Annotated in this window: 14 protein-coding genes and 3 pseudogenes; 4 read left to right on the forward strand and 13 right to left on the reverse strand. The window is 59.9% G+C overall.

Going from position 1 to position 14,726, the window contains the following annotated elements; genetic code table 11:
• The 3 genes and pseudogenes from IVB32_RS43080 to IVB32_RS23340 all read right to left on the reverse strand — a co-directional run.
• A pseudogene (locus tag IVB32_RS43080) lies at nt 1-202 on the reverse strand (integrase); the annotation flags it as partial.
• Nucleotides 203-213: 11 nt separating this feature from the next.
• Nucleotides 214-738, reverse strand: coding sequence for an integrase (locus tag IVB32_RS23335; RefSeq protein WP_249800161.1), 525 nt, complete (start codon nt 736-738; stop codon nt 214-216).
• A gap of 119 nt (nt 739-857) precedes the next feature.
• Nucleotides 858-1,082 (reverse strand): annotated as a pseudogene (locus IVB32_RS23340) (zincin-like metallopeptidase domain-containing protein); the annotation flags it as partial.
• A gap of 144 nt (nt 1,083-1,226) precedes the next feature.
• Between IVB32_RS23340 and IVB32_RS23345 the strand changes: the two are divergent.
• The 4 genes from IVB32_RS23345 to IVB32_RS23360 are packed head-to-tail and all read left to right on the forward strand — an operon-like array spanning nt 1,227 to nt 4,363.
• Nucleotides 1,227-2,438, forward strand: a complete 1,212-nt coding sequence (locus IVB32_RS23345; RefSeq protein WP_247358139.1) for a tyrosine-type recombinase/integrase — start codon at nt 1,227-1,229, stop codon at nt 2,436-2,438.
• A gap of 32 nt (nt 2,439-2,470) precedes the next feature.
• A complete protein-coding gene (locus tag IVB32_RS43085; RefSeq protein ID WP_247411635.1) occupies nt 2,471-3,052 on the forward strand; it encodes a tyrosine-type recombinase/integrase in 582 nt (193 codons plus the stop codon).
• On the forward strand, nt 3,039-3,374 hold the full coding sequence (locus tag IVB32_RS23355; protein ID WP_247358137.1) for a hypothetical protein: 336 nt from the start codon (nt 3,039-3,041) through the stop codon (nt 3,372-3,374). The genes IVB32_RS43085 and IVB32_RS23355 overlap by 14 nt, the downstream gene beginning before the upstream one ends.
• On the forward strand, nt 3,371-4,363 hold the full coding sequence (locus IVB32_RS23360) for a tyrosine-type recombinase/integrase (protein WP_247297730.1): 993 nt from the start codon (nt 3,371-3,373) through the stop codon (nt 4,361-4,363). Before IVB32_RS23355 ends, IVB32_RS23360 begins: the two co-directional genes overlap by 4 nt.
• Before the next feature lie 88 nt (nt 4,364-4,451).
• Here IVB32_RS23360 and IVB32_RS23365 read toward each other — a convergent pair.
• From IVB32_RS23365 to bioB, 10 genes and pseudogenes are all read right to left on the reverse strand, one after another.
• Nucleotides 4,452-5,099: pseudogene (locus IVB32_RS23365) on the reverse strand (ArdC-like ssDNA-binding domain-containing protein); the annotation flags it as partial.
• Between the two features lie 813 nt (nt 5,100-5,912).
• Nucleotides 5,913-6,428, reverse strand: coding sequence for a thermonuclease family protein (locus IVB32_RS23370; protein WP_247282180.1), 516 nt, complete (start codon nt 6,426-6,428; stop codon nt 5,913-5,915).
• A 291-nt stretch (nt 6,429-6,719) separates the two neighbouring features.
• Nucleotides 6,720-9,191: an AAA family ATPase gene (locus IVB32_RS23375; protein WP_247358136.1), complete on the reverse strand. Its 2,472-nt coding sequence runs from the start codon at nt 9,189-9,191 to the stop codon at nt 6,720-6,722.
• Nucleotides 9,188-9,433 (reverse strand): hypothetical protein, encoded by a 246-nt coding sequence (locus IVB32_RS23380; protein ID WP_247282182.1) that lies wholly within the window; start codon nt 9,431-9,433, stop codon nt 9,188-9,190. Before IVB32_RS23380 ends, IVB32_RS23375 begins: the two co-directional genes overlap by 4 nt.
• Nucleotides 9,434-9,688: 255 nt before the next feature.
• Nucleotides 9,689-9,883, reverse strand: a complete 195-nt coding sequence (locus IVB32_RS23385) for a hypothetical protein (protein ID WP_247282183.1) — start codon at nt 9,881-9,883, stop codon at nt 9,689-9,691.
• Nucleotides 9,884-10,537: 654 nt separating this feature from the next.
• Complete coding sequence (locus IVB32_RS23390) at nt 10,538-11,800, reverse strand: adenosylmethionine--8-amino-7-oxononanoate transaminase (RefSeq protein ID WP_247282184.1); 1,263 nt, start codon at nt 11,798-11,800, stop codon at nt 10,538-10,540.
• A complete protein-coding gene (gene bioD, locus IVB32_RS23395; protein ID WP_247282185.1) occupies nt 11,800-12,432 on the reverse strand; it encodes a dethiobiotin synthase in 633 nt (210 codons plus the stop codon). Before bioD ends, IVB32_RS23390 begins: the two co-directional genes overlap by 1 nt.
• The gene (locus IVB32_RS23400; RefSeq protein ID WP_247282186.1) at nt 12,429-13,583 is read right to left on the reverse strand and encodes an 8-amino-7-oxononanoate synthase; all 1,155 of its coding nucleotides are present in this window, start codon (nt 13,581-13,583) and stop codon (nt 12,429-12,431) included. The genes bioD and IVB32_RS23400 overlap by 4 nt, the downstream gene beginning before the upstream one ends.
• 70 nt (nt 13,584-13,653) lie before the next feature.
• Entirely contained in the window at nt 13,654-14,007 is a 354-nt protein-coding gene (panD, locus tag IVB32_RS23405; RefSeq protein WP_247358135.1) for an aspartate 1-decarboxylase, read from the reverse strand.
• Between the two features lie 46 nt (nt 14,008-14,053).
• The coding region (gene bioB, locus IVB32_RS23410) for a biotin synthase BioB (protein ID WP_247411638.1) at nt 14,054-14,726 on the reverse strand (673 nt) is incomplete at its 5' end.

Consider the following 14,726-nt stretch of genomic DNA (forward strand, 5'->3'; position numbering starts at 1 on the left):
AGTCGCGCAAGCCCATCGGCGACCGGTCTTTTCGAACAGATTTCAGGACAATCGAGATATGATCCGAACTTAACGCGGACGGGATGCCTTCATAGGCATAGAGCAGCGGAGCAATAACGTGCTGGGAGAGATCGGCCGTGGTGCGACCTGTCCTGTGAAGATGTTTCAGCAGCGAACGAAGCCGCTCGGCGACATCTTTCAAGGATTTCCGCGTCAGCCCGCGAGCCCGCGCATATCCATGTAAATATCGAGATCGCGGACGGTCAGGCCTGCAAAATTGGCGTTCGAATGCTTGATGAGCCAAGCACAAAAATTTCGAGCTTCCCACAGTAAGGCGTCGACCGAGGCCGTGGCGAGCCCGCGTTCCTCCCGCAGCCATGTCTGATACTGATCGCACACCTCTCGACAAAGACGCCCGCCAGCATTGATGGCCGCAGTTTCAGGTGGCCAGCGCTTCAACGCGAGTTTCAGCAGCGCGTGGATTCCTGATCTGGGAATGCCTATCCAATAGCGAGCTGGAGCGCGGCCATGACGCTTGCGAAATTGTCGAACCGCAAACCGCAGATAAGCCGTTACGTCGGCCGGCGTGACTGCTTCGAGAGCAATTGCGCGTACCGTCAGATACGCAAGAAAGTGGTCGGCGTTGCGGCAATAGTTATGAACTGCAACTCGGTTATATCGCAGTCGCGTGAGAGCATCCCTAAGCTCCGAGACAAGGGCGCTGTATCCATGTGTCATGAAGGCTTCCTCAACTGTGTTTGATCAACAGCCGAGGGTCTCATGCCGGAAATAATGCGCAGCAGATCGCAAGCCGTTTTAGCCGATCTCCACAAGCCGGCCGCGCTAAGAATCTTCCTTCACATTATGATCTGCTGCTGATTACTTGAATAATGGCAAGCTCGCCATTACTCCAACCACGAGCCGATATAATCGGCGTGCCGCACCGTCGGTACGATACCGAGGGACGCGCAACCGAACGCAGAGGCAATTTCCGCGACCAACTCCTCAAAGGCATACTTCCTGGTACCAAAGCTGCCCGACAAGTCGCGGTTGAGACGTGACGGATGGCCGCTGGCATGCGCCTTATGCCGATATCGGCATAAGGCGCATAATGCCGCGATCCAGATTATGCCGCATCTGCTCGGCTGGGCCCGGTTGGCGGCATGATCCCGCCAATCCCATTCGGCATAATCTTCGTCGCTCCAACAACAAGGAGCACGAAGATCATGTCTCAATATTTGCAGACCTGCATCGAGCCGCATCTTGGCTCGTTCGCAGCGAGTTTTGCGGCGGAGAATTACAGCGCCGGCACGGTCAAGACCTACCTATCGATCCTACGAAAGGTGGGTCACGCGATGGATGTCCAGGGCATCGGTCCTTCAGCGTTGACGCTCGATATGGCCGAGCATCTGGGACGCAAGGTGCCGCGTAAGAAAACCGGCACGATATGGCCGTATAGGTTGGCCCGCCGGTTCGCGCAGCATCTCCTCGATATCGGCGTGACGCATCCAGTGCCGTTGAGCGAGGCGCAGCAAGCGCGTGCGGCCCTACTGGCGGACTTCGAGACCTATTTGGTCAAGCATCGCGGCCTTAGCCCGCGGACGATCTATCACACGCTGCGGTTCGCCAACCGGTTCCTCGATCATCGCTTTGGCGATGCGATGGTTGATCCGGGGCGGTTGCGGCCCGCCGACGTGGGCAGCTTCCTTGAGCACGTAATGGCAAGTGCGCGGCGCGACAAGACGATAGCGACGCATGTTCGTATCTTCCTGCAATATCTGTTCGGCAGTGGCGCGACAGCGACCAATCTAGCTCTGAGTCTGCCTAGAACGGCGAAACGCTGGGGAGCACGACTGCCGCGCCATCTGGTGCCCGAGGGCGTTGAGGCGGTGCTCGCCTGCGTGCGCCACAACCCGCGGCACGGGGCTCGGGACTATGCGATGCTGCTCATCATGGCCCGGCTTGGCTTGCGTGCTGCCGAGGTCATCGCGATCCGGTTGGACGACGTCGACTGGCGCGCGGGCGAACTCTTGGTTCGTGGCAAGGGCAAACTCCACGATCGCGTGCCGATCAGCTCGGAGGTTGGCGATGCGCTGAGCCGCTATCTGCGCGAGGAGCGCGGCCCCACGTCCTGCCGCATGATGTTCGTTACCCATCGCGCGCCACATCGTCCGTTCAATGACGGCCAAATCGTCAACGCCGTCCTAAAGGATGCCCTGAAGGCGACCGGCCAGAAACCGGTGACGCCCTATGTGGGATCGCACCTGCTGCGTCATAGCCTTGCGGTCCAGTTGGTGAACTCGGGTGCATCGCTCGACGAGGTGGGTGACGTGCTGCGGCATCGCTCACGCACATCGACCATGATATATGCCCGTCTCGACATAGATGGGCTGCGATCGATAGCAATGCCCTGGCCCGTAGTGGGAGGCGCGCAATGAGCCTCACCTCCCAACTCGATCGCTATCTGGCCGTGCGGCGCAGCCTCGGCTACGACCTGAGCACCAGCGAGCGCATCCTCCGCCGCTTCACGCGGTTTGCCGACCGCGAGCGTGCGACGCATATCGACACGGCGCTGTTCCTGCGCTGGCATGCTACGCTCGACGAGGCCAACGGCAGGACGCGAGCGGCGCGGCTTACCGTCGTGCGCCTCTTCGCGCAGTGGCTAAGTAGCTTCGATCTGGCGCATGAAGCCCCGCCCCGGGGATTGTTGCCGAATACCGTGATGCGCTCCCGACCGTATATCTACAGCGACGCGGAAGTCGCTTCGATCATCGCGGCCGCAATGGCACTTCCGTCGATTTGCGGATTGCGCGGGCTGACCTGCTCGACGCTGTTCGCACTCATCGCGATCACGGGCCTGCGCGTCAGCGAGGCGCTCGCGCTCGATGGAGACGACCTCGATGCCGATAATGGTGCGTTACGCGTCCGACAAGGTAAGAACGAAGGAGCGACTGCTGCCGCTCGACCCCAGCGCCGTCGAGCGACTGCTAGACTATCGCGTCAAACGCGACCGGTTGATCGGTCATCCGGCGAAGCCGATGTTCATAACTGACAAGGCGACTCGGCTCACCGACTGTGGGGCCCGCTACAACTTTGCGCAAGCATGCCAGCAGATCGGATTGCGATCCGAGCAGCAGTACCAGCGGCACGGCCGGGGACCGCGCATCCACGACCTGCGCCACACCTTCGCCGTGCGTACGATGATCAACTGGTACCGGACTGGCAAGGACCCGGCGCGCGAGATGATCCGGCTGACGACCTATCTGGGTCATAGCAACCCTTCTGGAACATATTGGTATCTGGAGGCGGTCCCGGAGCTGCTCGATCTAGCGATGGGCCGCGCCACCGCGAGCGGCGGGGAGATGGCACAATGAGCACCATCGCCTTACCTGCGCTGATCCAGCGCTTCTTCACCGAGCGGCTTTGCACGCAACTGGAGGCGAGCCGACATACGGTCGCTGGCTATCGCGATACGTTCCGGCTACTGCTCAGGTACGCGAGCACTCGCCGCAACAAGCCGCCAGTCAACCTGACGGTCGAAGATATCGACGCCGATCTGGTCGCGGACTTCCTCGCCCATACCGAGACCACGCGGGGCAATAGCGCCCGCAGCCGCAACACCCGGCTCGCGGCGATCCGATCGTTCTTCCGCTTCGTCGCGATGACCGATCCGACCTGGCTACTACACTGCCAGCGTATCCTGGCCATGCCCAACAAGCGCTATGTGAAGCGTGCAGTTACGTTCCTCGATGCCGAAGAGATGGCGGCGTTGCTGGCGGCTCCGGATCGCACCACATGGGCGGGCCGGCGCGATCATGCTCTGCTGTTGCTCGCAATCCAGACAGGCCTGCGAGCTTCCGAACTGGTCGGCCTTACCCGGGGCGATGTCGCGCTTGGAACCGGCGCTCACATCCGTTGCATGGGCAAGGGCCGCAAGGAGCGCGCCACCCCACTTCGCCGCGAGACAGCCAAGCTGCTGGCGACGTGGATCGGCAACGACAAAGACCAGAGCAAGCCGCTGTTCCCGTCGATCCGGGGCGAACGGCTGAGCCGTGACGCTCTTGAGCATCTGGTCCGCAAGCACTGCCTCACGGCGTCGCGCGCGTGCCCGAGCATCGGCACCAAGCGGGTCACACCGCATACGCTGCGCCACAGCACGGCGATGGACCTGCTCCATCATGGCGTCGATCCTGCGGTGATCGCGCTCTGGCTTGGTCACGAGAACGTCGAGACCACCCAGATCTACATCCACGCCGATATGCGGATGAAGGAAAAGGCGCTCGCTCTCGTCGCCGCACCATCCGCGCCGCCGGGTCGGTTCCGGCCGGACGACAAACTGCTCGCGTTCCTTGAAGGGCTCTGATTATGCCGAACAGCCGCATGGCCAACACCGGGATATCCAGCCTCCAACAGAGGCCATGCGGCATAATCTGGATCGCGGCATTATGCGCCAGCTCATGCAAGGCCGTTCGATGCCAGTTGATCGGCTCGAAATAGGCTTGCGGTGGCGGCACCTGCACATAATCTTCTGTCGGCGCATAAAAGGCGCGGTTGCCGCCGATGCGGAAGTCGATGCCAGTCGCCTTGATGAGCTTTTCGACCTTCGGCTCGATCAGGTCTGGCGGCGGAGGCGGCGCTGTTGTTGCGATGTCCGGAGGCAAGCCCTCGCATTGATCGATGTTGAAAAGTGTGAAGCGCTTGAGGAACGGAATGGTCTGCGCTTCCTCACCGTTCTCGCTCGCGCGGCGCTGTTCGTCGACCGGCACAAAGCGGTCGGCATAGACGACGGTCGTGCCGCGCTCGCCCTTGCGAACGTGACCACCGAGCGATAGCGCCTGGCGGAATGTGAGCCAGCTCTGACCTGTGAATGCGTGTTCAGTGGCAGCCCCCCAGAGAATTAGTATGTTAACGCCGCTGTATTGGCGGCCGGTCGCGGCGCTTTTCGGCATGGCCAAAGGCGCCGTCGCCGCCGCGGTGCCCCAGGGCTGCACCCACGGCACACGGCCGGCCTCCAGTTCGGCGATGATCTTGTTGGTGATGTCGTCATAAAGGCTCGTCCGGTCCTCACCGGTGCGCGCCCGATAATGATGTCTGGACATCGCGGATCTCCGCGACGGGCGCCGCGAGCCTCTCTCGCAGCCTGTAACCCGTCACGGCAAAACCGCGCGACACTCTTACTCTCAGCCTCTCATTCAGAATGCGACATTTGCGACCCGGTCCGCCTTCCGTCCCAAGTTTTCAGAACTAGATACTGAGATGCCTGGGGCCGCAGGCCCGACCGGGCGTGCGCCAAGAGCGCATCGCCTCGACGGGAAATGGCACCCGGAGAGCGTGAGCATAGCGACCCGAAGGGGCACGCGGGTCCGAGTGCAGCGACGAGACCGGTTCAATAGTGGCACCCGGGAACGGGGCAGTGATAGCGATCGCCGCAGGCGAGCCCCTTTCCCGAGTGCCCCCGGCGAGGAGCTCCGCGGCTCTTGCGCGAGGGATCGAAGCCGGACGGCCGAGACGCAACGCGGCTCGGTTCAACGAGAGCCCGATGCGGCGGAAGCCGCACGCGCACAAGCGGAAGAATTCCACCAGGGCTTAAGTCGGAGGACCTAGATTTCCTCGCGGCATTGGTTTGCGCCTCATAGATCCTGATCTGAAGCATGGGAAAACGCTTCTTTAGTTCTTCCACCTGCCCTGGCGCCGTCTGTGGTTGCAAATTCGGCGTTGAGCCGGCCGTCCACTTCAAGCGCGTAACCAGAGGCCGGCAATTCACCTGTCGCTGCAACCATTTCATTCCCATTTGCAGTGAGGTGATTGGGAATGATGGGTAGCGTGAGCCGCCTAAACGGCCCCAGAGCCACCTGCCCAAGTGCGGTGATCGGCCAACCCACGTTGTGGATTGGCGCCTTGCGAGGATCGCATCAAGGATGGGCATCGTCCGAACAGGCGGACGGCTTTCCACTTGCGCGGATGCATGCACGATAGAGCCACGGCTCGACGTAGCTGCCCTTCCAAAGTCCTCGGCCCGCGCGCTCAGCCTCGCGCTGAGCTTCGTGATACCTGCCCTTCGAGTATTGGGGCCAATCCAGCGCAAGACCGTTGCGTACAAGCCAACCACCGAGATCCTTGCCTGCGACCGAGCAGGTCGCGACGGTGCGGCCATACGGGTCGAGGCTGACTGGAACACAATTGACGGCACTGCGGCCAATGAAGGCGTCAAGGTCGTTCGCCGCCTGAGCACCACACCGATATTGTAAGCTGTCGTCGCCACGGCACAGCTGGCCGCTCTCCGGTGCATCGATGCCCCAGAGCCGGATGCGCACTCCATGTATTTCCAATGTGTCGCCGTCGATAACACTGGCCTGGCCGACAAAATCGTCGGCCAACGCTACGCTCGACAGAATGGCGATAATCAATGCGACAGAGGTTCGACGCATTCCAATGACCTTCTAGCTACCGCAAATCTCGCGGCTTGAATTGTGGCCAGTTCGCGAGTGGCTTCAGCGCTGGCAGGTTCGCAGGCCGCTCGGGATAGTGAAACTCCGCAAGGAGGCCGAGGACAAACCTGACCATCAGGCTGAGTGGAACTACATGTCTCCAGTTCCGCGCGAACAAGAACCGAAGCCGGTTGCACCTGCGGCTCCTGCGAGGCGATCTATTTTCGATGGCGTTGACCGCTAATCAGGCCGGGCTCATCGGTGCCGGCAAGAGGACCTCACCACCGATGTTCAAAACTTTTGGCTAAGCGAGCGATAGTAGCGGTACTGACCCGAGCCGGCTGGGTGCTCGAACTGAAAGCAGCTTGCGAAACTCTCAATCGCCTGCATCACCCCTTTCAAGGAAGGGGCAGTGAAGGCGTGGGTCTGACCAGTGGACCAGTGGGACAGGTAGTTGCTCACGATGGTCGCTACAGCGGTGCCGAGACCGGTGATCTGGGCAGGCTCCAACACCAGGCGGCGAGCAGCATCGTGGAGATCGACAGCTGCCTTGATGGCGTCGATCAAGTTCTTTGCCATATGTTTGTCGTCGTTAAAAGCAATGGCAATCGGTACGGGTACGCCGACCTTTGAGATGACTTCCTCGAGTTTGAACTCCAGATACTGCCTGATCCGCGGAGCAGCATCGTCCGTATTACCGGTGTCGAGAAAGGCGTGGGTTGCATCGCGGACTTTGTGGATCGCACCCGACTGCGGCAGGACGGCCGTCCGCGCGGTGCCCTGGATGCATTGATGCCACCACTCTCCCTCATTCGCGTTAGTGTTGAACAGCTTTTCGAGAACGGTGTCATGGCTCAGCAGAACTACCTGTGGACCGCTGGGGACGCCGGGGCGGGCAAATTGTCCTTTGATCACGTTCATCAAATGAAACTGGTGCCCGGAATCGAGGCTCGATGTTACATCATCGAGAATGAGAAACTTGGCCCCCGCCCCGTAGAGCGACGCTGCCGCCAAGTAGACGCTGATCGCAAATGCGTTGCGATTGCTCTCAGAGAGAACGGCTTGAGCTGAAATGTCTGGCAGGGTCCAGAATTGTGCGAGGGAGATAGAGAGATCCTCGCTACCGACACGCTTCTTCAGTGCTGGCACGACATCGGTGAACATGATCGCCGCGAAGATGGTCCGCGTGACCGGTTCTATGGCGATGAGCCGACGCGCGCTTGTAGCGGATTCAGAGCTGGCGAACGATGAGCTCGCGGCGTCGAGAAAGGTCTTTACCCGGGCGATACGCGCAAGCTCCGCGCCGACGGCGGAATACACCTTCATGGCGGCGCGCAAGTCCGACAGATTCGTCTGAAGACGACGTGCGGCTTCAGCCTTTTCGACAACGGCCGTGAGTTTGTCGGGCAAGCTCTTCTCCAGAGCCATCTTGCTATCCGTGAGCTCTGCGACCTTCGCGTCGGCACGATCGGTCAGCGTCTTCAGCCATTCAGTAACGGCACGTGCACGCGTGCCGTCGAGGGTTCCCTTGACGCCGATGTCCTTTGCCTCGGCAAGGTGGGCCACCTCTTCAGGTCGGCGACCTAACCGCTCCAGGTCTTCGAGTTGATTCCAGCCCCTTTCGGTCCACTCTTGAACCAGATTAGCCGAAGCCGCCTCAACCGCCTCGAAGTCGGCGAGTTTACGACGAACATGATTGAGAACCGAATTGGTGTCCAATCGGTCGCACGCCGGGCAGACGCACTTATCCGCCCAGGAGTCATCGGCAAGGATGGTTTCGCTGAGGCCGTAGAGCTGATGGAACAGATCCCCTTGGGTGACCTGCAGCGCAGTGTCGCGGGCGTCCGCTAGCTCGATCAGACGCCCAGCATCCTCTTCGCTTGGCGCGGTTTTCGCCGCGTCAATCCAACTCGTTTGATCGCGGAGGATTTTCGCGAGCTGTTCTCTTGCCTCACCACCCTCGGCGGTCTTTGCGGCATCGACGCAAGCCGACGGGTCGATCTCCTCGAACGTGCGACCCTCGCAAATCGGCCTAAGCAGCTCGACGCCATGAAGGGCGGAATGAGCCTTCGCGAGCATCGTCCTTTCGGCTTCCGCCGGATCATACTCGTCTGCGACCAGCGCCGTGTAGGCCTCCTTGATGTTGGCCCGGGCGCGCTGTGCGGTAACGGTCGCGCTGTTTTGAGTGGCCTCCTTGGCGGCCACGCCGAAGTGGTTGTTGAATGCCTTCGTGTTCGCAAGCGACGCAAGACCCTGTCGCAAGGCGGAGTAACGCTTCAGACCGAGCAGTCCGGCAAACGATCGACCGCGCTTCTGCGGTGAAAAGTCGATGAAGTCCTGAAAGGTCTTTCCGTCAAGGAGGACGAACTCGCGATTGATATCAGCGAGAATGGCGTCTCCATCTGCGCCGTTGCTCGCCGAGACAGTCCGGGCGCCTGCGGCATCGCGCTGGACGGTTATGGTGACCTCCGCGCCACCGGCGGCCGGCTCCAAGGTCAGAGCGACGGTCCCGACGCCACCACTATGGAAGCGGTTAAGATAGTAGGATGGTCCCTTTTCGGCTGCCGGTAGATCCTCCAACTTCGGAATTCGACCGGTAATCGCATAAACGATGGCGTCGAAGATTGATGTCTTTCCGACCCCGTTGGGCGCGGAAATCGAGTTGACGCAATCCGGCTTGAGTTTGAGTACGAGCGGTGCGCCCTCGTTGTTGATGCCGCGAAACCCTTCGATGGAGACCCTTTGAAGATACCAACCGCTCATTGTGCGGCGCCATGGCTGGAGAAAGGTTGTTCGGGCTCGACGGGCGCGGTCGCCGCGTACAATGCGTCAAGCAGTTCGCCTTGATCGAATGGGATTTCTAGGCTGATCTTGGAGAGCGACGCAGACAAAACTCTTGCGATAGCATCATCGACTGTCTTGAGTTCGCTCGTGAATGCAGAAATATTTTGATCGACTGTTTGAGTGTCATCGATCTCAAACGCAGTTAGCCTGTCCTTAGCCATTGTAGCCCCCCGGCGTCTATCCACTTTGGATATCTACTCGATTCCGGCATTCAGCCGCGTGATAGGTCGGTTCTGAGGCGCGCTGCCGGCGCAGCGCCGCTATTCCACCCGATTATGATTGCTCGCGGTCAGTCCACCGAGCTCAGAATGCGCAGCATCTCACGGCGAAGGATGAGCGGCTGGCGCAAATTGCTCAATCGACATATCGTGCGTGACCGCCTCCGCCTACCGGATCTGTGCAGTGCAAAGCGCTCGCTATAGTTCGCAGGCGTCAACCTCCTCGTCCGAGAACTTCTCGGACTCCAGCTCCAGCCTGTTCTTCGCCCCTTCCAGCTCCCCGATTATGAGGACGTAGTCTTCGAACGTGCTCGACGGGCCGATGTGCGTCTCGATCAACTGCCGCAGCTCGCCCGCGAACTGATACTTGCTGACGGTCATTCGCTCGACCATGCTGCAATCCCCGCCGCGCTTAAGCCCATCAGAGACGCAACAATAAGCACTAGACTAAGGTAAAGCAGAAGCTGAAAGATCAAGTCACCGTCGCGGTCCAACATCATATCTCCCAGCGGCGTTGCCCCATGTTCTGGCTGTGGCACGCTGACTTTGCCAGATCTTGCGCCTTTGTTCCCCAGACATTGTACGCAACGAACAGTCTCGATCAAATGAGAGTGTTGTCTCGGCTTCACATTTGCGTCGTTTCAGCATTACATTGGAGCACTTCAGACAATCGATCAATCCAATAAGTCCCGTGATCGCGCCCAAATGCTGTTGGATCTCCGGCTTCTTCGGTGGATTTCAACGCCTCTGCTGTTGGAGACCTGCGGTCAGCACTGGTCCTGCTTCGTGATCGTGCCGGAAGCCCCGCGGCGGCAGCAAGATCAAAAATCTGATGCGGACTGACATCAGGAACTGCGAGCCATCAAGCCGGCTTGCGCCACCGACATGGTCCGTCACTCCCAAGCTTCATTGGTCAATTCCCGGGAAGTCACGGACTTCATTAACGCAAGCGTGCTTTGTACCGGAGACCGTCTTTCGGCCTTCTTTCTGAGATGATGAGAATCGCTACGGAGGAGGAGCGCGAGTCCGAACTCGAAAAGCGCGCCTTCAAGCCAGCGCATCGGCTGCATCGCTGATGCCAGCGTAGATTTCGTCGAGATCTGCCGCGGTGACGCAATAGGGCGGCATCACGTAGATGGTATTGCCGAGCGGGCGCAGCAGCAGATTTCGGTCGTTAAAGAAAGCCTGAAGCTTCGGACCGATGTCCGCCAAATAGCCGCCATCGCCCGTTTTCAAATCAAGCGCTGTGATGGTCCCGGAACGGCGAACGTTTTCAAAGCGCGCGTCGGCGCGGAATGGCTCAATTGCCCGTTCTTGCATGGCGGCGAGCGAAGCGGCGCGCTCGCGGGAGTCCCGATGCCACCAAAGATCCAAGTTCGCTTTTGCAGCGGCACAGGCTACCGGATTCGCCGTATATGAACTCGAATGATAGAACGTACGCATACGATCTTTCGAATAATGCGCGTCGAAAATGTGCGCACGGCAGAGCGTAACCGCGAGTGGGAGCGCCCCTCCCGTGAGACCTTTCGAATAGCAAGCGATATCGGGCGTGACATTGGCCTGCTCGCAAGCAAATAGCGATCCGGTGCGGCCCCAGCCGGTCATGACCTCGTCGGCAATGAACAGCACGTCCGACGCCTCACAGATCCGCTTCATCACTGTTAGCACCCAGGCTGGGTACATCAGCATCCCGCCCGCCCCCAATATCAGAGGTTCCACAATAAAGGCGGCTGGCATTTCGTTTCGGCATGCCGACTCGAGCGCAGCGAGTGTCGCCTGCTCACGACCTCTCGCGGGGAACGGGATCGAGGTAACATCGAACAGCAGCGGACCGTACGCCGCGTTGAACACGCCTCTGGCACCAACGGACATCGCCCCAACCGTATCGCCGTGGTAGGAATGTTGCATTACGACAATGCGTCTTCGCTGCTGACCGATATTATGCCAATACCCGAGTGCCATTTTCAAGGCGACTTCGACACTGGTAGAGCCACTGTCGGAGAAGAAGACATAGTCGAGACCACGGGGTGCGAGCTTCAACAGTTGCGCAGCAAGCTCCTCAGCCGCATCGTGGGTATAGCCGGCAAAGATGATCTGATTGAGCTTACCGGCTTGTTCCTGAATGGCGCTTACGATATGTGGATGGCAGTGACCGTGCGTTACCACCCACCAGGATGAGATTGCATCGATAATACGGCGTCCATCTGCTGTGTGCAGATAAGCACCATCAGCACGTACAACCGTTGTCATTTCGCCTTGAAGCGCGTGTTGCGTGAACGGATGCCAGATCGGCGACTTTGTCTTCGGCATCACGGATTGAAATCATCAGCACGGAATGAGGCTTGGAATGCGGCCTGCAGCGTGTCTGCCGTGAGGGGAGAAAGCCATGGCAATCGCCCTAGCCAGCGCACCCGCCCCATCTCGCGAATCGCAACCTGAGTCTCAGCATTTCTTTCGCCAATGAAGGCCATCCCAAGAATGCGGATCTCACGTTTTCGGAGAGCCTCTATCGACAGCAGCGAGTGATTGATGGTCCCCAGCGCTGTGCTTGCGCAAAGCACCACTGGAAGCTTCCATCGCTCGAAGACATCAATGTAGAGTGTGTCTCCGCTCAGCGGCACCATCAGGCCGCCCGCGCCCTCGATCACCAATGGCCGCTCCCCGGTATCGGGCACATCGAGCAAATCCGCCTCGATGCGAACTCCGTCAAGTTCGGCAGAATGATGGGGCGAAGCGGGGGTCTGAAGGCGGTAACGCTCCGGCAGGATGCGATCGGCTGAGAGGCCGCCAAGACAAGCGACGACCTCGGTATCGGTCTCTCCTTCGAGACCAGCCTGAATCGGCTTCCAATAGTCCGCTCCGAGGAGATTGGCGAGCCCCGCGGAAAACACCGTCTTTCCAATTCCGGTACCTGTGCCCGTCACGACGATTTTGACACTCATTGAAGCTCGCCTTTCGTCTCCTCGATCAAGGCATCGAGCATTGCACGCACGCCGTCCTCCCCCACGTTAAGCGTCAGTGAAATTCGCAACCGGGCCGTGCCCGCCGGCACGGTTGGCGGCCGGATTCCGCGGATATCGAACCCGCGCGCCTGCAATGCAGAGGCGAGCCGCATCGTGCGCGCATTGTCGCCTACGATGCATGGTACGATCTGCGAATCCGAAGGACTTTTCCAGCCGCGCTCTCTCATCTCCCGATGCGAGAACGCGACCAGCTTGGTGAGACGCTGCTGTCGCTCGGGTTCCTGCTGCAGGATCAGAATCGCCTCCCTCACGGCGACAGCCATCAGCGGCGATGGCGCGGTCGCGAAGATGAATGGACGGCAACGATTGACCATAAAGTCTCGCAGCACGCCGGACGCAGTGACGAGCGCGCCGGCCGCGCCCAGCGCCTTGCCGCAGGTATGAACGACCAGCAGATTTTCGCGTCCCTCATAGGGCGCGGTGAGTCCTCGTCCCTGCTCGCCGTAAACGCCTGTTGCGTGGGCCTCGTCTACCATCAGGAACGCATCATGCCGGTCGGCGAGCGCGACCATATCCGTGAGAGGCGCAAAGTCGCCGTCCATGCTGTAGAGACTTTCGACCACGATCCAGATCCGGCCCATTCCGCCACCGGCCCGCCAGTCACGAATCGCGCTTTCGACCGACTCCGGATCGTTATGCGAGCTTGTCCGAAAGTCGGCCCGGCCAGCTCGCGCGCCTTCATGAATACTCGCGTGCACCAGAGCATCAAGAACGAGAAAATCGCCTCGCTGCGGCAGCGTTGTCAGGACAGCGAAATTTGCGACATAACCGCCGCCAAAAAAAAGCGCTGTCTCCGCCCCAAAGAAACTTGCAGCGTCTGCTTCGAGACGTTCGTGCTCCTCGCAATTGCCGCGCAAAAGCCGCGACCCGCCGGCACCGATCGGTGTACCGGCCTCGATCGCGTCCAAGACAGCCTTTTTCATGCGCGGCGCGCTCGCCAGCGCGAGATAGTCGTTCGACGCGAAATCGATCCCCGCGCGCGGCTTGAGGCCGCGCAGCCGGTCGTCTTCTTTCAGGGCATGCAAGGCTGCGACATAATCGGCAACTTTGGTCGCATGGATTGGATTCATTCTTCACTCGGACAGTATGATTGGTGTCTCAAGGGTTCTGATGGCAGGGAAGAACTTCGGGCCCGCGGCTTCAGCCTGGCAAGATGCGATTGTCTCGGTCGACCAGCACAACGTGCGGCTTGAACGTTTTTGCGTCGGCTTCGTCAAAGGAGGCATATGCAACGATAATAACTTTGTCTCCGGGCATGGCGAGACGGGCAGCCGCACCATTCAGACCTATGATACCTGACCCTGTAGGCGCTTCGATCACATAGGTGGCAAACCGCGCTCCAGTGTCGATGTTGTAGATTTCAACGCGTTCGTTGATCAAGAATCCCGCAGCATTCAGCAGCGCACGGTCAATCGAAATCGAACCTTCATAGTGCAGGTCGGCTTCGGTGACCGAGGCGCGATGGATTTTGCCTTTCATCAACGTAATCTGCATTTCTCGCCCAAGCTGGATTTGTGCGCGGCGCGCTGCTCTGATTGATTCAGGCCAGGCTGGACGCGATGCCGAGCCGGTCCAGCAAGTTCGTGTCGCGATCGCGCTGCGGGTTCTTCGTGGTCAAGAGCGTGTCGCCGATGAAGATTGAATTTGCGCCGGCAAAAAAGCACAGCGCCTGCAGTTCATCGGTCATATACTGCCGTCCAGCGGACAACCGGACGACGCTCTTCGGCATCATGATCCGAGCGGTCGCCACCAGGCGGACCAGCGCAAAGGGTTCGGGACGCTCCGCGGTGTCGTTCACGGGCACGCCCTCGACCTCGTTCCACATGTTGATTGGAACACTCTCTGGATGGCTGGGGAGATTGGCGAGCAGCACGAGCATGCCAAGGCGGTCCTCGACGCGCTCGCCCATGCCGACAATGCCGCCGCTGCACACCTTGATACCGGCCTCTCGAACATGTGCGAGTGTGTCGATGCGATCCTGCAAAGTACGGGTGCTGATGATCTTGCCGTAGAACTCCGGCGAGGTGTCGACGTTGTGATTGTAGAAGTCGAGTCCAGACTCAAAGAGCTGTATGGCCTGGTTCGGGGTCAGCATGCCGAGCGTGACGCAGGTTTCCATTCCAAGACCTTTGACCGCGCTAACCATATCGCAGACCTGATCGAGATCGCGGTCTTTTGGACTGCGCCAGGCCGCGGCCATGCAGAAGCGGCTC

It is taken from the genome of Bradyrhizobium sp. 23 (genome assembly GCF_023073295.1).
Lineage (GTDB): Bacteria > Pseudomonadota > Alphaproteobacteria > Rhizobiales > Xanthobacteraceae > Bradyrhizobium > Bradyrhizobium canariense_D.